Source organism: Rhodococcus sp. 21391 (assembly GCF_016772255.1).
Taxonomy (GTDB): domain Bacteria; phylum Actinomycetota; class Actinomycetes; order Mycobacteriales; family Mycobacteriaceae; genus Rhodococcus_F; species Rhodococcus_F opacus.
Window position 1 is genome coordinate 5602829 of sequence record NZ_CP063781.1, and the last position, 17279, is coordinate 5620107.

Below are 17279 nucleotides of genomic sequence, written 5' to 3' on the forward strand. Positions count from 1 at the left end.
GATCAGCGACCGACCCAGACCGGCTCACGCTTTTCGAGGAAGGCGTTCACGCCTTCTCGGGCGTCCTCGGACTGCAGCGCATTGCCGACGGCGAGGTGCTCCATCACCATCAGCGACTGGATGTCCGCGTCGAGACCGCGGTCGATGCACATCTTGGTGAGCTTCATCATGAACGGGCTCTTGTCGACGATCGGGGCGATGAACTCGGCGAGGAGCTTGTCGAGGTCTTCGGCCGGCGCCGAGGCGTTGATCAGGTCGAAGGCCTCCGCCTCCTTGCCGGTCAGGAGTTTGCCGGTCAGCATGAGCTCCTTGGTCTTCCGAATGCCGATCATCCGCGGAAGCCGGTAGATCGGGCCTGCCCCACCGAACAGCGCGCGGCGGATGTGGAAGTCGCCGATACGGGCGTCCTCGGCGGCGATGGCGAAGTCGCAGGAGATCATGAGCTCGAAACCGCCTGCGGTGACGAAGCCTTCGAGCACCGCGACGGACGGTGTATTCATCGAGTACAGGCGGTCGCACACCTTGGCGGACAGCACGGCGACGTCCATCGCGGTGGTGGAGCCGACGTACTTCTCCCGCAGCTCGTCGAGATCGAAGCCCGAGCAGAAGGTGCCGTCACGTCCACGCAGGACGAGCACCTTGAGGTTGGGGTCGTTGTCGACCTCCACGATGATCTCGTCGAGGCGATGCAGCAGCTCGACGGTGACCGCGTTCTTCTTGTGCGGGCGGTTGAGCCACACGCGGGCGACGTCGCCGTCCTTCTCGAGCACGATGTGGTCGGTGTCCACCATGTCGGTGTCCTTTCGAGGAATGAAACTGAACTGGATTCACTTCAGTTCTACTGGGTGGAAGATGGTCCGTCAATAGCGCGGAGCAAGAGGTTTCGATTCAGCCGAGGGCAGACGCCCCGATTCAGAGCCCGACGAGATCCGCAACGCGACTGCGGTGTGCCCGCGAATCCCCCAGAAGCGGTTCGTCACCGAGCGCGCGGCGAACGTAGGAATGCGTCGCGTGTTCCCAGGTGAAGCCGACACCGCCATGCAATTGCACGGCCTCGAGGGCGGTGGCGATCGCGGCCTCGGTGCAGATCGCCCCCGCAACCGCGGCCGGGAGCGCCGCGGAGTCGGGGTCTTCCGAGAACACGGCGGCCGCATACCGCGCCGCCGATCGAGCCTTCTCCAACTCGACCAAAGTGTTGGCCAGTCGATGCTTGACGGCCTGGAAGGAGCCGATCGCTCGCCCGAACTGGTGGCGCTGCATCGTGTATTCCGTTGTGCTTTCGAGTAAACGATCGACGATTCCCACATGTTCGCACGCCAGCCCGATCACTCCGAGGCTCCGCAGCGATGCGGCCGTCCGCAGTGCATCGCCGGGTCCGACGAGACGCACCGCGGCCGCGTCGTCGAAGAGCAGATTCGCCTGCCGCCGACTGGGATCGATGACCGGAAGCTCCGTGCGCCGCACCGGGGCGGTACGCAGATCGACCGCGTACAGGCCGGGCCCCTCGTCACCGCGCCCGAGTAGCACGACGATATCGGCCGCGCCGCCCTGCACGACATTGGTCGCGCGGCCGGACACCGACCAGCGGTCTCCGGTTCGGGTGGCGTCGACGAAATCGGTCTCCGCGCTGAGAGCTGTCACGGTTGCGACGAGTTCGCCCTGGACGACTCGCCCCAGCAGGTCGTCGCCCTGCGGGCACCTGTCGGCTGCGAGCAGGGCGTGCACTCCCAGCGTCGCGGACGTGAGTACGGGTTCGCCGACCAGCGCGCGCCCGCATTCTTCGAGAACGATCCCGAGTTCGACCACGCCGTAACCCAGACCGCCGCGATCCTCCGGCACCGTCAGGGCGGCGACGTTCATCTCCTTGACGAGAAGCGACCACAACTCGGGTGAATAGCCGATTTCCGACTTGGCGGCGAGTCGGCCGGCCTCGAGCGTCGAATGCCGATCCAGCAATTGGCGGACCACCGCCCGGATATCGTCGTGCTCGGCGACAGGCGTCATCGCCGGGGGTTCGGTCTCGGGCCAGGGATGGGAATGGGGGGTCGGCATGGAACTCTCCTCAAATTGACGTGAGTTCAGTTTAGTTTCGCCGAAGCTGTCACGGCAAGGACTCTCGACAAGCAGCGCCGGGTTGAACTAAGTTCATTTCATGACCGATGCACTCGCAATCGAGCGGTACTACGCGATCCTCGACAGCGGCCGGATCGACGACGCAGTTGCCCTGCTCGACGAATCGATCGAGTTCGCCATAGTCCTCCCGGGTACCGTCCGCAGGGGGTACAGCCGCGCCGACATGCGCGACTACCTGAGGGGACGGCCCCCGGTCGATCGACGACACGTGCTGCTCCGAACGAGCAGCGCCGGCGACGTCCAGTTCGCCTACGGTTCCGTCGTCGAGAACGAAGTGAAGACGACCGGCTACTTCCTCGCCGCCATGCACCTCGACAGCGACGGAACCATCGATGCGTACGAGGTGTCCTTCGACACGGAATTCAGCATTCTCACAAAGGAGTTGACCCATGGGAAGCGCGACTGACCTCAACGAGACGACTTCTGCGACTCCCGTACTGGTCGCGTGGTTCGCGATCATGGATTCGGACGATCCCGACCGCGTCCTGAACATGATCACCGACGACTTCCGGATGTCGGTTCAATTCTCCACCGGCGGTGGGAATGCCGCCGAATTCGTCGGGGATCGCGGCGGTCTCGTCGAGTACCTGCAGCAACGCGAGAAGAGTGTGCTCGTACACGAGGTCCTCGCGGGAGCTCGTGTGGGAGAGGTCGAGCTGGCACTGGGACGCACCACACGGAACGGTGATTTCGAGGCCTCGTTCAACACCTCGGCACAGCTCGACGGTTCGGGACGCGTACGGAGGTTGCTGATCTGCCGCACACCCGAGATCTCGTTCCCCCTCTGAAACAGCTGTGAGTACTTGTTAACCGCGGGCGGTTAACAAGTACTCACAGCCGGTTTCGGTCAGGACATGAGGTCGTACAGGGTCACGCCGTCGACGGTGACGGCGGTGAAGTTCTCCTGCACCCAGGTGGAGATCTCCGATGCCGTTCCGTCTCCACCCATTCCGCCGCCTCGGCCGCCGGAGATGAAGTAGTGGATCTTGCCGTCCGCCACGTACTGCTGGAACTGCTCCAGCGTGGGTGACGGATCGCTGCCGTTGAATCCGCCGATCGGCATGACCGGATCCTCGGTGGCCAGCTGGTAGCCGGATGCACTGTTCGATCCGATGGCCGCTGCCACCCAGGTGTAGTTGCCGGAATCCTGTTCGAGCAACGCCACCAGCTCGGCGCCCGGCTCGCTGCCGGAGAGCAGTCCCCCGACGGCGCCGCCCATGGCACCCATACCGCCCATGCCGTCGGTGGCTCCTGCCGCCGCGCCGTCCGTTGCGCCGGCAACGGCACCGCCCGGCAAGGTGGGCGCCGCGGCACCGTCGGTGCGTCCGGCACCGCCCATGCCGCCAGGGCCACCCATGCCGCCGGGGCCACCCATCCCGCCGGGGCCTCCGTGGGCGCCTTCGACGTTGGGTCCGGCCGAGACGATCGAACCGGTGTGCGGCGTCGCGATGGTGTCGACGGCGTAGGCCGTCGGACCGGCGAGGCCGGTGAACAGCGCGGCCAGCGTGACCACGGCAGCGATCCGGCCTCGGGTCAGCGCCGGGACGAGCACGGCAACCGCAGCGACGACGCCAACGACGACCACGGCCCACTTCAGCCACGGCACGAACGACGCGCTGCGTCCGAGCAGAACCCAGGACATGGCAGCGGTGGCCAGCAGTGTCGCGGCGAGAACCGCCCGCACCCACAGCGTGTCCCGTCGACGCCACAGCGTCGCCGAACCGATCGCCACCAGCGCGGCCACGGCCGGTGCGAGTGCGACGGTGTAGTACGCGTGGAAGATGCCCGCCATGAAGCTGAAGGTCAGTCCGGTCACGAGCAGCCACAGACCCCACACGAGAAACGACGCACGCTGGGTGTCGACGCGAGGTGCCCTGCCGCGCAGTGCGAGACCGGCGACCAGCAGGATCAGTGCGGCCGGGATCAGCCAGGCGATCTGACCGCCCTGAGCCGACTCGAACATCCGCGTGATGCCGGTGCTACCCCACATACCGCCACCGCCGGGGGCGCCTCCTCCGGGGAAGCGGCCGCCCGCCATGGCCTCGCCGGCACCGCCCATGGCCGCTGCCAGCTCCCCTCGACCGCCGCCGGGCATGACACTGCCGGTCTCCTCACCGTTCAACCGGCCGAGACCGTTGTAGCCCAGCGTGAGTTCGAGGATCGAATTGTTCTGCGAACCGCCGATCCAGGGCCGCGACGACGCCGGCCACAGTTCGACGATCAGCAACCACCAGCCCGCGGAGACGATCATCGCGCCGAGCGCCGCGAAGCACTGGGCGAGGCGCTTGCCGAACTTCGGCGGTCCCGCGACGAGATAGGTCAGAGCGAGCGGCGGGACGACGAGCATCACCTGAAGCTGCTTGGTCAGGAACCCCAAACCGACGAACACGCCGGTCAGCACCATCCACCGGGTGCGTCCGTCCTCCACGGCCCGCAGCATCGCCCACACGGAGGCGATCATTAGCAGCACCAGCAGGGCGTCGGGGTTGTTGAACCGGAACATCAGCACCGCGATCGGCGTCAGCGCCAGCACGAGACCCGCGAGCAGACCCGCCGGGGCGCCGAACCACCGCTTCACCGTGGCGTACAGCAGGGCGACGGAACCGACCCCGAGCAGTGCTTGCGGTACCAGCATCGCCCACGAGCTGAGCCCGAAGACCCGGACCGACAGCGACATCAGCCACAGCGACATCGGGGGCTTGTCGACGGTGATGGAGTTGGCGGCATCGGAGGATCCGAAGTAGAACGCCTTCCACGACTCCGAACCCGCCTGGACCGCGGCGGCGTAGAACGAGTTGGCCCAGCCGGAGGCGCCGAGCCCCCAGATGTACGCGACCGCGGTCCCGACCAGGAGTGCGGCGAGCGCCCACGGCTCCCACCGCCTGCGGGCGGGAGGTGGTTCGGCCGCTTCGACCTTCGGTTGTTCGAGGGTCGTCGTCATGCGTGAGCTCCTTCGGGGCGTGCGTTCCGGAACACCCAGCGAAGGGCTATGAAACGACTGATGGTGGCAACGAGATTGGCGAGGACGAGGACGGCGAGTTCGACGTGCTTGGACACGTCCGGGGCCGCCGAGTGGAGGACGTACAGCGAACCGCTGGTGAGCAGCAGTCCGAAGGCGAACACGAGCAGCCCCTGCATCTGATGCCGGGCGGCGCCCTCGGATCCGCGGACACCGAACGTGAACGCGCGGTTCGCGGCCGTGTTGAGCACGGCCGTGACGAGCAGTGAGACGGCGTTGGCCCACTGCGCGCCCACGATCGGATGCAGGATCAGGTAGAGCAGCGCGTACGCGACGGTCGACGCGGCGCCGATCACGGCGAACCGGGCCAGCTGCCCGACCATGCCACGCGGAACTCCGGGCACCAGCGGCTCGCGGCCGAAACTGTCGCGGAGGCTGCCGATGGGCAGCGATCCGGTGGACAGTGCCCGGCCCACCCGCCACACGCCCTTGAGGTCGGCGACGGCAGTCGCGACGATGTCGACGCGACTGTCCGGGTCGTCGACCCAGTCGACCGGGACCTCGTGGATGCGCAGGCCGGCGCGTTCCGCGAGCACCAGCAGCTCGGTGTCGAAGAACCATCCGGTGTCCTCGACCAGCGGCAGCAGGCGCTGCGCGACGTCCGCCCGCATCGCCTTGAACCCGCACTGCGCGTCGGAGAACCGCGCGTGCAACGCGCTGCGGAGGATGAGGTTGTAGCTGCGGGAGATGAACTCGCGCTTCGGTCCCCGGACCACCCGCGACGAGCGGGCGAGGCGGGAGCCGATCGCGACGTCCGAATGCCCCGACAGCAGGGGCGCAACGAGCGGCATCAGGGCGTTGAGGTCCGTCGACAGGTCGACGTCCATGTACGCCACCACCTCGGCGTCGGAGCCGCTCCACACTGCACGCAGAGCGCGGCCGCGCCCTTTCTCGTCGAGGTGCACGACACGGACGCTGTCGATCTCGGCGGCCAGTCGGTGCGCCACTGCGAGGGTGGCGTCGACGCTGGCATTGTCGGCGATGGTGATCCGGGCGGAGTAGGGAACGTTCTCGTCGAGGTGCCGCCGCAGCCGGCGCACGCAACGTTCGAGTCCGGCTTCCTCGTTGTAGACCGGCACGACAACGTCGAGCACGGGCGCGGTCTCGGAGGTTTCGGGGGTCTCGAGTCGTCCCATGGCGCCCGGTGCGCGGGAGAGGGAATTCGTCGTCATGCGTCCAAGATTCGTCCCGTACGCTCCGATGACTCTGGACGGAGGCTGGGAGTTTCCTGTGCGCTTCGCTCTTGTGAGTACTTGTTAACCGCGGGAGGTTAATAAGTACTCACGGGGGGCGAAGCCGCATAATGGCGGCCATGGGATCTGTATTCAGCGCCATCATCAACGGAGATCTGCCCGGACGTTTCGTGTGGGAGGACGAGGACGTCGTCGCGTTCCTCACGATCGCCCCCGTCACGCAGGGCCATGCGCTCGTCGTACCCCGCAAGGAGGTGGACCAGTGGCAGGACGTCGACGGTGAGATCTGGACGAAGGTCATGGACGTCGCCCGCACGATCGGACAGGCCGTCCGCCCCGCTTTCGACGCACCGCGGGCGGGTCTGCTCATCGCCGGTCTCGAGGTGCCGCACCTGCACGTACACGTCTTCCCGGCCTACGACCTCGGCGATTTCAACATCAGCAACGCCGAGCAGAATCCGTCCCAGGAATCGCTCGACGAGGCGCAGTCGAAGCTCAAGGCGGCGCTGCGCGATCTCGGCCACGGCGGCAACGTCCCCGACTGACGGTCAGCTCGACCGCGGCAGTTCCACCCGGAACGTGGCACCCTCACCGGGCCGGCTGTCCACGGTCACCGACCCGCGGTGGGCGGCGACCAGGGCCGCCACGATCGACAGGCCCAGCCCGCTGCCGCCGCTCTCCCGGGTGCGGGAGGCGTCGGTGCGGTAGAACCTCTCGAACACCCGGGCCGCGTCCTCCTCGCTGAGTCCGGGTCCGGTGTCGGCCACCTCGAGCACGACGCTGTGTTCGGTGGTGCTCAGCCGCACCGTCACGTCCGCGGTGGCGGGGGTGTGTTTGACGGCGTTGGCGAGCAGGTTGCCGAGGACCTGCCGCAGCCGGGCCTCGTCACCGATCACCTCCGGTGTCCCGGGTCCGGGGCGGACGTCGAGCGCGATGGACCGATCGGGGGCGAGAGCGCGTGCCCCGTGCACGGCGTCCGAGGCCACCGACAGCAGGTCGACGGGCCGGGTCTCGAGGGGGCGCTGGGCATCGAGCCGGGCGAGCATCAGGAGATCCTCCACGAGGAGTCCCATCCGCGACGCCTCCCCTTCGATGCGGCTCATCAGGGTTTCGGTGTCGGTCATCGCGCCTTGTCGATACAGTTCGGCGAAGCCGCGGATCGTGGTGAGCGGGGTGCGCAGCTCGTGGCTCGCGTCGGCGACGAATCGCCGCATCTTCTCCTCGGAGCGCCGCGCCGATTCCTCCGACGCCTCGGTGGCGGCGAACGCGTGCTGGATCTGAGCGAGCATTCCGTTGAGCGCCACGGACAGTCGTCCGATCTCGGTACGGTCGTCCCGTTCCGGAACACGCCGGTGCAAGTCACCCGACGCGATCGCCGCTGCGGTCTCCTCCACTTCGACGAGGGGTCGCAGACTGCGCCGGACCACGAAGTACGCGACCACTCCCAGCGCGATCAGCACCACCACACCGATGATGAGTTGCAGGACGATCAAACGGTTCACCGTTTCGTCGTTCTCGGTGAGTGTCATCGCGACGGTGGTCTCGGTTCCGTCCGGCGCGGTCGTCGTCAGCACCCGCCACCGCACGTCGGAGTCGTCGGTCGAGCCGACCGTGTCGGGCCCGGCCGCCGGGTTCTCGGGCAGCGCGGGGGAGACGGATTCGTCGTTGATCTCGCGCAGGACCGTTCCGTTCGGCAGCGTCGTGCGGACGTAGAACGGGCTCGGTGGGCGGCCGAGGTTCGGTTCGACCGGCGGCGGCAGCGGGCGCGATTTGCCGGGCTTCGCCCACCCCTGAGCCGCATCGTGCAGTTGGTGATCGACGCGGTTGGTCAGCGAATTTTCGAGCGCCGACGTCACTGCGACACCGGATGCGAGGAGCCCGAGCGCAGCGAGCAGGAGCACGGCACCGACGAGGGTGATGCGCAGCGGCATCGAGCGAATCCACCGTCGCGCAGGCCTGTTCGGGACAGCGGCGACCGCCTCGGCCGACTCCCGCGGAGCCGCAGGCGCGGTCATCGCCGCGGTTCTCGCATCACGTAGCCGACTCCGCGGAGGGTGTGGATCAGCGGCGTCTCACCCGTGTCGACCTTCCGGCGAAGGTAGGACACGTACGACTCGACCACCCCGACCTCACCGCCGAAGTCGTAGTTCCAGACATGGTCGAGGATCCGCGGCTTGCTCAGCACGGTGCCGGCGTTGACCATGAAGTACCGCAGCAGCGTGAACTCCGTCGGCGACAGCGACACCAGGTCGCCCGCCTTCCAGACCTCCCGCGTGTCGTCGTCGAGTTCGATGTCGGCGAACTTGACGCGGGCGGACTGTTCCTCCACCGACACCTTGCCTGCCCGCCGCAGGATGACGCGCAGCCGGGTCACCACTTCTTCGAGGCTGAACGGCTTGGTGACGTAGTCGTCCGCGCCGAGCGTGAGTCCGCTGATCTTGTCCTCCACCGCGTCCTTCGCGGTGAGGAACAGCACCGGAGCGTACACACCGTCGGCGCGCAGCCGCTTGAGCAGGCCGAACCCATCCATTCCCGGCATCATGACGTCGAGGATGACGGCGTCCGGGCGGAACGTGCGGGCCGTGTCGAGTCCCTCGGCCCCGGTCGACGCCGTCGCCACCTCGAATCCCTGAAACCGCAGACTCACGGACAGCAACTCGAGGATGTTCGGCTCGTCGTCGACGACGAGGACGCGGGCTTCGACAGGCTTCTCATTCACGCAACCCATCATCACTCGCGCCGCTGGATCGTCGCTGTAGGTTTCCTGGGAGATTCCTGGGAGCCGGTACCGTCGGCCCGTGCGGTCGGTTTCCGGTCGTCAGTTCACCACGATGTTGAGGTTGAGTACTACCCCGCCGAACGTCAGGATCGTGTTGGCCAATCCGAGTGTGACACCGCTGTTGAGTGCCCCGAGCAGTCCGAGCATCATGACCTCCATCGTTGCCCCTGGGAAGGGGTGGTTGCGCGCTGTCCGTGCGCGTTGCGGATGACACTAGGTCAACTCCGAAGAATTCGCGGCGACACACGCACGCGAATTCCCCGAATAAAATCACCCATTCTTCTTAACCGAAAAAGGGGGAAATTCTCGGCGCATGAGCAAGGATGGGAAAGTTGCGCTCCGCGTGCCGTCGCCTCCGGTCGTCGAACGCACGAGACAACCCCGCCGTCTATCCGACAGCGGGGTTGCGGGAGCGGAGTTGCCTTGACAGGCAGGAAGTTCAGGCTACGACGTTCAGGTTGAGTACCACTCCACCGAACGTCCCGATCGTGTTGGCGAGTCCGAGGGTGAATGCGCTGTTGATGGCCGCGAGCAGTCCGAGCATCATGATGTGCCTCGTTATCTTCCGTGGTATATGCACAGAATTCACTGTTTCGCTCGACAATAAATGAGGCGACCTCGATCTGCGAGATAATCGGCGCATTCGCAACCCGTGCGCGTCCGAGGAGTGCGTGTACTCGCTCACCACTCACAGGCGCGGAGCGCCCCGTTGGGTACCGTGGAAATCGTCGACACGACATCCGGACGAGCGCACCGTACCCGGCCAGCGACAAGACGGTGCCCGGAGGTTTGTCATGGCGTGGATCGTGCTTGTGCTGTCGGGAGTCCTGGAGGCCGTCTGGGCCACCGCCCTCGGCCGATCGGACGGGTTCAGCAAACTCGGACCCAGTGTCGTGTTCGGCGTCGCGTTGATTCTCAGCATGGCGGGTCTGGCGTTCGCGATGCGCAGTCTCCCCATCGGAACGTCGTACGCGGTCTGGGTCGGCATCGGCGCAGCCCTCACGGTCGGGTTCGCGATGGTGACCGGCGCCGAGAGTTCCTCGCTGGTGAAGATCCTCCTGATCCTGGGCATCGTGGGATGCGTCGTCGGACTGAAGGTTCTGCACTGACCGGATCGCGACACTCGATGCTTGTGTGTCGCGGGTTACAGTAATTCCATGAACCTGGTGTCGTTGATGACCCTCCCGGTGCGTGTCGGTCTCGCGGCGGCCGATGTCGGTCTCGGAATCGCCGAAGCGAGCCTGGTGACCGTCCGGACGGCGGTCGCCGGAACCGGTGTGGTCACGGGGATGAGCACCCAGGGCAGCCCGCTGCAGGTGATCAGCCAGCTGTCGTCGCTCGCGGCCAACGACCGGCCGCTCGGGCAGGCCCTCCAGCCGGGTGGTCCGCTCGACCGCCTGCTCGCTCCGGGTGGTCCCGTCGACCGACTCACCTCGGAGGGCGGCACCCTCGAACGGTTGCTCGAGCCGGGCGGCCCGCTCGAGCGGGTTCTCGCCAAGGACGGCCCGCTCGACCGGGTGCTCGCCGAGGACGGAACCCTGGAACGGCTTCTCGCGAAGGACGGCCTGCTCGACCGTCTCACCGCCGAACAGGGACCGCTCGAACGGCTGACCGCGCAGGACGGTGCGGTCGAGCGGCTCACGGCGCCGGGTGGACTCGTGGACCGGGCGCTCGCCGAGAACGGCATCCTCGAGACCCTGCTGTCGGAGGGTGGCGCGTTCGAACGTCTCATCGCCGAGGGCGGCCCGCTCGACCAGATCGTCGCGCTGTCCGAGACCTTGACGGCGCTGGCGCCCAATCTCGAGCGGATGAGCGCCAGCATCGACCTGCTGCAGGAAACGGTGGGGATTCTCAGCGCCGCGGTCGGGCCGCTCGGCGACCTCGCCGGCAAGTTGCCGGGACGCTGGCTCAAGGGCAAGGGCGACCGCCCGGGCGTCGACTACACACTCGGGCCCGCCTGACGCCTTGACCTGAACGTGACTCGAGGTTTTACGGTCGGGTCATGACTCGCATCGAAGGCCTCGGACCCGTCGGCATCTCCCTGAACATCTCACCGGACGAGACGTACCTCGACGAGGCGGCCCGACTGGAGTCCCTCGGCTATTCGGCGATTTGGCTGCGGGGCGGTCAGATCGACAGCCTGGACCGGATCTCGGCTGTCGTCCGGGCGACGGACTCGATCCCGGTCGCGACCGGCATCATCCCGATCGGCGTGTACGACTCGGGCGCCGTCGCACAGCTTCATGCGGATCTGCAGATCACGGCGCCGGACCGGTTCGTCGTCGGACTGGGTGGCCCGCAGGTCCCCCGGCCGCTCCGGGCGTTGAACGAGTATCTCGACAGGCTCGACCGGTTCGGTCCGCCGGTGCCTGCGAAGCGACGGATTCTGGCCGCGCTGGGCCCGCGCAAGCTGGAACTCGCGCGGGACAGGGCCGCGGGGGCCGTCTTGCTCCTCGTCACCCCCGACTACACCGCCGAGGCGCGGCGCATCCTCGGTCCGGACGCCACGCTCGTCGTCTCGCTGATGACGGTGCTCGGCACCGACGCCGCGCAGGCCCGCGACACGGCCCGCGTTCCGCTCCGCTTCCTGTCCGGGGTGGGCGGCTACGCCACCAACTTCGTACGGATGGGTTTCGGCGCCGACGACATCGCGGGGTTGAGCGACCGGCTCGTCGACGACCTGGTCGCCTGGGGCGATGCGGACGCGATCGTCGCGCGGGTCCACAGCCACCTCGCGGCCGGTGCCGATCATGTCGTCGTCAACGAACTGGGTGAGCGGCCGGACGAGGCGGCCCGGCAGCTCGCGAGACTGCTGCCGCTTCGTGCATAGGACCGACCGGCCGACAGCAGCCGACCCGTGCCTCTGGTATGTATTTCGCATGACACGAACCATCGTTGCGCTGTTGATCCCTGCCGCCCTGCTGCTCGGGGCATGCAGTTCCGAATCGACCACCACCGAGGCCGAGTCCCCGGCGAGCGCAACGATCGAGGCCACCGAGGCATCCTCCGCAGACCTGCCCGCCGTCGTGGACCTGTGCAAAGGCCTGCTCCAGTACGCGAACGGCGCGGAGGCTCGCGCGCAGCAGAGCGGCGAGACGTTCGACCGCACGAAGGCCCTCGACGACCTCTTCACCCAGTCGGCCGAGACGCCGGAGTGGAAGGACGCCCCGCAGGAGCGCAAGGACCAGATGATCCAGGCCTACGACGCCGCCAAGACCGGGGCCTGCTGACCCGGATCGCAATCGAGGACCGGAACTGTCCTCAATCCTTCGTAGCGTGCCCGGTATGACCGACACGACGAAGACCATCCGTCCGTTTCGCATCGACATCGCGCAGGAGCAACTCGACGATCTCGCCGATCGCCTCGCGCGCACCCGGTTCGGCACACCCCTCCCGGGTGACGACTGGGTGAGCGGTGTGCCCACGTCCTACCTGGTCGAACTCGTCACGTACTGGCGCGACGAGTTCGACTGGCGGGCGCAGGAGAAGTCGCTCGACACCATCCCGCAGTTCGTCACCGAGATCGACGGTCAGAACATCCACTTCCTCCATGTGCGCTCACCCGAACCGGACGCATTGGCCCTCGTCCTCACCCACGGCTGGCCGGGTTCGTTCGTCGAGTTCCTCGACGTGATCGGGCCCCTCACCGACCCCGCAGCGCACGGGGGCAACCCCGCCGACGCGTTCCACGTGGTCGTGCCGTCGCTGCCAGGATTCGGGTTCTCCGGACCGGTCCGCGAGTCGGGCTGGGACACTACCCGTATCGCCACGGCGTGGGCTGAGCTGATGAGCCGGCTCGGCTACCACCGCTACGGTGTACAGGGCGGCGACATCGGTGCGGACGTCACCCGAGGTCGCCCGCATCGCCCGGGACGCGGTGATCGGGGTGCATCTCAACGGCAACGTCGGGGTTCCGCTCCACGAGCTGGACGAGGCGGAGCGGGCGAGTCTGTCACCGCTGGAGCGGGATCGCCTGAACCGGGTGCCCCGGTTCATGTCCGAGGAGTTCGGCTACATCTCCATCCAGTCCACGAGACCCGCGACTCTCGGTGCCGCGCTGGCTGATTCGCCGGTGGGCCAGCTCGCCTGGATCGTCGACAAGTTCCGCGAGTGGACGCATCCCCGCGAGGCGCTCCCCCACGACGTCGTCGGCATCGACCGGCTGCTCACCAACGTCATGCTGTACTGGCTTACCGACACCGCGTCTTCGTCCGCGTACGTCGGCTACATGCAGGAATCATCCTGGGGCGCCGCCAAATCCGCGTCCGGGACCCCGACCGCGGTCATCGTCTTCGCCCACGACGTCGGCATCCGTCGCTACGCCGAACCGGAACACGCGGTCACGCGATGGACCGACGTCAGGACCGTGGCGGTCACTTCGCCGCACTCGAAGAGCCCGAGACCTTGACCGCGGACATCCGGGAGTTCTTCGCCGGACTCCGCTGAGCGGGACACGACGAACTCGCCGGCCCCGGGCATCGGGACCGGCGAGTTCGTCGACGGTGTTGCGTCAGTTGCCGATACCGGCAACCTCCTTGGCAATGCCGGCCAGTCGCGTCTGGGCCGCGGAGACCACGCCCTGACGGTCCTTGTGGGCTTCCTCGTAGGCGACGACGGTGCGCACGTCGGAGGGATCGGTCAGTTCCTTGACCGCGGCGACGGCCTGGGACACGTTGAGGTCGTCGTAGTCGGCGATCGGGAGTTCATCCGCCTCCAGGACGCCACCGGCGGCGCGTGCGGAATGAATCGCGTCGGCGACTCCATCAGCGCCTTCGTTGCGAGTGACCTGCTCGGCCGTTTCGAGGGCGGCATCACGCGATGCCGCGAGCGTCTTCACCGCGACGTCGCCCGCGTGGGCGCCTCGCCCGAGCAACGCGCTCAGCATCGGCGGGGTGGTGCGGGCCGTGTCGAGAGCACGGTCGATGCCGCGCGCGGACCACGAGACGGGGACGTTGATCAGCCGGATCGTGGCGCCGGTCGCCGCCTGGAACGGGGTGCGTCGCAGTGCCGCCGGTCCGCCGAGCGCCTCCTCCGCGAGCACCGTGGTCAACCAGTCGACGGTCGCGGCGTGCGCGGTGACCAGCCGATCGGCCAACCGGACGACGTCCTGCTTCCCAGCCGCGGTCGCGAGGGCCTTCACGTACCGCGCCCGGTCGAGCAGCTGGTGCTCGAGGGCGAGGTCGCCGAGCAGGGCCTCGTCGAACGGCTGTGCCTGCTCCGCCATCGCCTTCAGCGCCGCTGCCACCCGGCCGAGCAGGGGGCCGACGATCTCCGGCACTCCCCCGAGATCGCGGATGGCGCGTGAGATCGCCTCCGCGCGGAGGCGTCCGTTTTCGGCGTTCTCGGTCAGTTCTCGGCGCACGGCCTCCGTGCGCGCCTGCGTGACGCGCGTTTCGGCAACCTGGATTTCGGTATTGGTGAGATCGAGGACGGCGTGCAGCTGGGTGATCAGTGTGGGGACGGTCATGGTGTGTCCTTCCAGTACGTGGGTGCGGTCAGATCAGGCTGGAGATGAGATATGCCGCGAGTAGGACGCCGATCAGAACGGACGCACCGGTGACGGCCGCGAGGACCGCCGATCCGGTCACGGACACCGCGGGCACGGCGGCAACGAGCGCAGCGATGAGAGCGGTCCCGAGCGAGAAACGACGGTCGGGCTCGTCCTGCTGATTCTTCGCGTGCCGGGGAGGGCGCGTGCGGAGTGCATAGTGGGCAAGGGTCATGGTTCGATTTCCCGTCTGAAGTCTCGAATGCGGACCAGAGTCGGGACTACACGAGAGGACGTTCGCCGGACGACGCTGTCGGCGCCTTCGTGCAGTGCCCGGGCTTCGCGATGTACAGCGGTAGCGCGCTGACGACATCGACTGGACGGGCAGTGTCTCGTTCGGCCATTGCTTGTTCTCTCCCTGCCGCAACGTCACATGCTCGTATGCGTGCGGCTCGTTCAGGTCGTCAACTTATCTGCTCTGGCTGATACAGATTTCATCATAACTACTCATCAGTAAAGTTCAACCCTTGCGATCAAGAGAATCGAACGACGCGAGGATCACCGCTCTGAAAACCACCAGGACCAGCACGGATGACACATCCGCAGATGCGCGCGCTCTCGAAGACCGGAGACGGAGACCGACGTCGATCCGGGAATTCGTCGATCCCCGGTGGCCGTACGGATCACTCTCCGGCCGAGTCGCCCCCCGAGCCTTCCAACCGGGACGCCAGATCCGCATTCTCGGATTCGAGCGCGAGGATCCTCCGAATACCCGGGACGTTCACCCCGTCCTCCATGAGCTGCGCTATGCGCGCCAGCCTGACCAGATCGTCTTCGCTGTATCTACGGGTGCCGCCGCTGGTCCGGGCAGGGGTCAGCAATCCGCGACGTTCGTACAGCCGCAGGGTCTGCGGGCCGATTCCCGTCAACTCCGACGTCACCGCAATTCCGTAGACCCCGCGACACGAGCGGGGTAGGGCATCGATGGTCACAACAGGCTCCCTTCTGCTTAAGGAACACCTGATGTTAACAAACGAATGAAACGAATCTGCAATTGGAGATATAGATTTTGCATATTGCAGTCAGCACGCGCCCTCGGCTGCGGCGAGGATCAGGACCGGGTGACGTAATCTCGGATCCGAACCGAACACGAACCGAGGCCGTCCAGGCAGGGTTCGTGGAGGTGTCGTGGCCGCGAGTGCCACGGCCTCTGCCCCAGAGACGAGAAGACGGTGCCCCGCACTCAGGAACACGCAGACCGCTATCGCGACGCTCTCACCGCGCTCGCCGCGGCAACTCAGCGACCGGCAAATGTGGTCAACACCGGTGCGGGCTATGCGATCCGGGTCGATTTCGAGTACAACCGCTACCTTCTCGCATCCAACGCCGCCGACGGACTGACCGACACGGTCGAGGACACGTCCGAATGGCGGGTCAGCCTCTACCAGGGCGTCACCGACGGAACGTCCGACGAACTTCTGGCCGCCGCCGAGCACGCATGGCTGGTGGACGCGTTCGACCTCGCGTTCGCCGATATCCGGGCGAAGGGCAAATGGCAGTCTGCCGACGCGTCGTTCGACGAGTTCACCCCCACCAACGACCAGTCTGCGAGCTGAGCCGGTAGGCGCGGCTCAGGCGCGGTCCGGAATCTCGGACTGCACGAGCCGCTCGAGTTCGGCGTTGCGCGCCGCGAGGATCGCGTTCTCGGCTTCGAGCTGAAGGATCTGACCGATTCCGATCAGATTGACACCGGCCGCGACGAGTTCGGTGATCTTCTGGAGGCGCGCGACATCGTCCTCGCTGTACCGGCGTGTTCCACCGCCCGTGCGAGTCGGTGTGATCAACCCTCGCCGCTCGTACAAGCGCAGCGTCTGCGGCCCGATACCCGTCAACTCCGACGTTACCGAGATCCCGTACACACCCCGCTGCGAACGAAGCGGCACATGAGAGGACGTCACCGGATCTCCCTTCTTCTCAGGGCGCATCAATCCTACCAAGGTTCGGTAGACACAATGTGCCGCAGGGGGTGCAGGTTCGCTCCGCCCTGCGCGTACCGCGCTGTCCCCACTCCTGCATCGCAGTTCTCGGCAGCCGGAGGGCCACCCGGCCTCATCTGATCTCTTCCCGGTCCGGTTCTCCGGCCCGGCGATCACCGTCTCGAGCAGCTATCTTGCCGATTCCGCTTGAACTTCCTGCGCTATGACTGTAGAACAAATCTATATCCCTCAACGCAGATAAGTTCTCACCATGAGTTGGGCACCAAGGAGAAGCGATGACCACACACAACCCGCAGAACGCTCCCCACGACGGCGAAGTCCTCGTTCTCGGCGCACGCAGTGGTGGAGCGATCGCCGGCGGCCTGATCGCCACGCTGGCCCTCAGCGCACTCACCCTCCTCTCCTCCCTGCCGACCTGACGGCCGGCCCGGCCACCGCTCTCCGTTTCAAACCGACCCTTCACACCCGACAGGACACATCGCTCATGCCCGCCAGTTCCACATCCCACGCTTCCGCCACCACTACTGCCTCGCGAGGCGGAGCAACGATGAGCACCGAGGAAATCAAGGCCCGGATCGAGGCGATGTTCGCCGACGAGGCCGCCGACACCTCACCCGCACTCGTCGAATAGCGACGCCATTGTCGATGCCGGCCGGTCAGAGAAGGGCAG

At 66.8% G+C, this 17279-nt stretch carries 20 protein-coding genes, 1 pseudogene and 1 riboswitch; of the genes and pseudogenes, 11 read left to right on the forward strand and 10 right to left on the reverse strand.

Annotated features, from left to right (window positions below; translation table 11 throughout):
- Positions 1-2: 2 nt before the first annotated feature.
- Both GO592_RS25840 and GO592_RS25845 read right to left on the reverse strand, forming a co-directional pair.
- The gene (locus tag GO592_RS25840; protein WP_007300975.1) at positions 3-791 is read right to left on the reverse strand and encodes an enoyl-CoA hydratase/isomerase family protein; all 789 of its coding nucleotides are present in this window, start codon (positions 789-791) and stop codon (positions 3-5) included.
- A 121-nt stretch (positions 792-912) separates the two neighbouring features.
- Positions 913-2052 (reverse strand): acyl-CoA dehydrogenase family protein, encoded by a 1140-nt coding sequence (locus tag GO592_RS25845; protein ID WP_007300974.1) that lies wholly within the window; start codon positions 2050-2052, stop codon positions 913-915.
- 100 nt (positions 2053-2152) lie between these two features.
- Here GO592_RS25845 and GO592_RS25850 point away from each other — a divergent pair, with 100 nt between their 5' ends.
- On the forward strand, positions 2153-2539 hold the full coding sequence (locus tag GO592_RS25850; RefSeq protein WP_007300973.1) for a nuclear transport factor 2 family protein: 387 nt from the start codon (positions 2153-2155) through the stop codon (positions 2537-2539).
- Positions 2523-2921 (forward strand): hypothetical protein, encoded by a 399-nt coding sequence (locus GO592_RS25855; RefSeq protein ID WP_007300972.1) that lies wholly within the window; start codon positions 2523-2525, stop codon positions 2919-2921. The genes GO592_RS25850 and GO592_RS25855 overlap by 17 nt, the downstream gene beginning before the upstream one ends.
- 59 nt (positions 2922-2980) lie before the next feature.
- Here GO592_RS25855 and GO592_RS25860 read toward each other — a convergent pair whose 3' ends face one another.
- A complete protein-coding gene (locus GO592_RS25860; protein ID WP_007300971.1) occupies positions 2981-5074 on the reverse strand; it encodes an ArnT family glycosyltransferase in 2094 nt (697 codons plus the stop codon).
- On the reverse strand, positions 5071-6324 hold the full coding sequence (locus tag GO592_RS25865; RefSeq protein ID WP_007300970.1) for a bifunctional glycosyltransferase family 2/GtrA family protein: 1254 nt from the start codon (positions 6322-6324) through the stop codon (positions 5071-5073). The genes GO592_RS25860 and GO592_RS25865 overlap by 4 nt, the downstream gene beginning before the upstream one ends.
- Positions 6325-6464: 140 nt before the next feature.
- On the opposite strand from GO592_RS25865, the gene GO592_RS25870 reads away from it, so the two are divergent.
- Positions 6465-6890, forward strand: a complete 426-nt coding sequence (locus tag GO592_RS25870; RefSeq protein ID WP_169693431.1) for an HIT family protein — start codon at positions 6465-6467, stop codon at positions 6888-6890.
- Positions 6891-6893: 3 nt separating this feature from the next.
- Here GO592_RS25870 and GO592_RS25875 read toward each other — a convergent pair whose 3' ends face one another.
- Both GO592_RS25875 and GO592_RS25880 read right to left on the reverse strand, forming a co-directional pair.
- Positions 6894-8276 (reverse strand): sensor histidine kinase, encoded by a 1383-nt coding sequence (locus GO592_RS25875; protein ID WP_007300968.1) that lies wholly within the window; start codon positions 8274-8276, stop codon positions 6894-6896.
- A gap of 80 nt (positions 8277-8356) precedes the next feature.
- The gene (locus GO592_RS25880; RefSeq protein ID WP_007300967.1) at positions 8357-9073 is read right to left on the reverse strand and encodes a response regulator transcription factor; all 717 of its coding nucleotides are present in this window, start codon (positions 9071-9073) and stop codon (positions 8357-8359) included.
- Positions 9074-9846: 773 nt separating this feature from the next.
- Positions 9847-9908: riboswitch (guanidine-III (ykkC-III) riboswitch) on the forward strand.
- Positions 9909-9918: 10 nt separating this feature from the next.
- Here GO592_RS25880 and GO592_RS25885 point away from each other — a divergent pair.
- The 5 genes and pseudogenes from GO592_RS25885 (at position 9919) to GO592_RS25905 (ending at position 13570) form a co-directional block, all read left to right on the forward strand.
- Entirely contained in the window at positions 9919-10233 is a 315-nt protein-coding gene (locus GO592_RS25885) for a DMT family transporter (protein WP_005262845.1), read from the forward strand.
- Between the two features lie 48 nt (positions 10234-10281).
- The gene (locus GO592_RS25890) at positions 10282-11085 is read left to right on the forward strand and encodes a hypothetical protein (protein ID WP_005244499.1); all 804 of its coding nucleotides are present in this window, start codon (positions 10282-10284) and stop codon (positions 11083-11085) included.
- 41 nt (positions 11086-11126) lie between these two features.
- On the forward strand, positions 11127-11954 hold the full coding sequence (locus tag GO592_RS25895) for an LLM class F420-dependent oxidoreductase (protein WP_007300966.1): 828 nt from the start codon (positions 11127-11129) through the stop codon (positions 11952-11954).
- Positions 11955-12003: 49 nt separating this feature from the next.
- Positions 12004-12354, forward strand: a complete 351-nt coding sequence (locus tag GO592_RS25900) for a hypothetical protein (protein ID WP_007300965.1) — start codon at positions 12004-12006, stop codon at positions 12352-12354.
- 76 nt (positions 12355-12430) lie between these two features.
- Positions 12431-13570, forward strand: a pseudogene (locus GO592_RS25905) (epoxide hydrolase family protein).
- A 64-nt stretch (positions 13571-13634) separates the two neighbouring features.
- Here the strand turns inward: GO592_RS25905 and GO592_RS25910 are convergent.
- From GO592_RS25910 to GO592_RS25920, 3 genes are all read right to left on the reverse strand, one after another.
- Entirely contained in the window at positions 13635-14591 is a 957-nt protein-coding gene (locus tag GO592_RS25910; RefSeq protein WP_007300962.1) for a hypothetical protein, read from the reverse strand.
- A gap of 28 nt (positions 14592-14619) precedes the next feature.
- On the reverse strand, positions 14620-14847 hold the full coding sequence (locus GO592_RS25915; RefSeq protein ID WP_007300961.1) for a hypothetical protein: 228 nt from the start codon (positions 14845-14847) through the stop codon (positions 14620-14622).
- Positions 14848-15295: 448 nt separating this feature from the next.
- Positions 15296-15604 carry a MerR family transcriptional regulator gene (locus GO592_RS25920; RefSeq protein ID WP_007300960.1) on the reverse strand — a complete coding sequence of 103 codons (309 nt, stop codon included), beginning with the start codon at positions 15602-15604 and terminating at the stop codon, positions 15296-15298.
- Between the two features lie 240 nt (positions 15605-15844).
- Between GO592_RS25920 and GO592_RS25925 the strand changes: the two genes are divergently transcribed.
- Entirely contained in the window at positions 15845-16228 is a 384-nt protein-coding gene (locus tag GO592_RS25925; protein WP_007300959.1) for a hypothetical protein, read from the forward strand.
- A gap of 15 nt (positions 16229-16243) precedes the next feature.
- On the opposite strand, the gene GO592_RS25930 is transcribed toward GO592_RS25925, so the two are convergent.
- Complete coding sequence (locus tag GO592_RS25930; RefSeq protein ID WP_039952951.1) at positions 16244-16570, reverse strand: MerR family transcriptional regulator; 327 nt, start codon at positions 16568-16570, stop codon at positions 16244-16246.
- 314 nt (positions 16571-16884) lie between these two features.
- On the opposite strand from GO592_RS25930, the gene GO592_RS25935 reads away from it, so the two are divergent.
- Complete coding sequence (locus GO592_RS25935) at positions 16885-17028, forward strand: hypothetical protein (protein WP_037206481.1); 144 nt, start codon at positions 16885-16887, stop codon at positions 17026-17028.
- Positions 17029-17093: 65 nt separating this feature from the next.
- Positions 17094-17240, forward strand: a complete 147-nt coding sequence (locus GO592_RS25940; RefSeq protein ID WP_164709551.1) for a hypothetical protein — start codon at positions 17094-17096, stop codon at positions 17238-17240.
- Positions 17241-17279 lie beyond the last annotated feature (39 nt).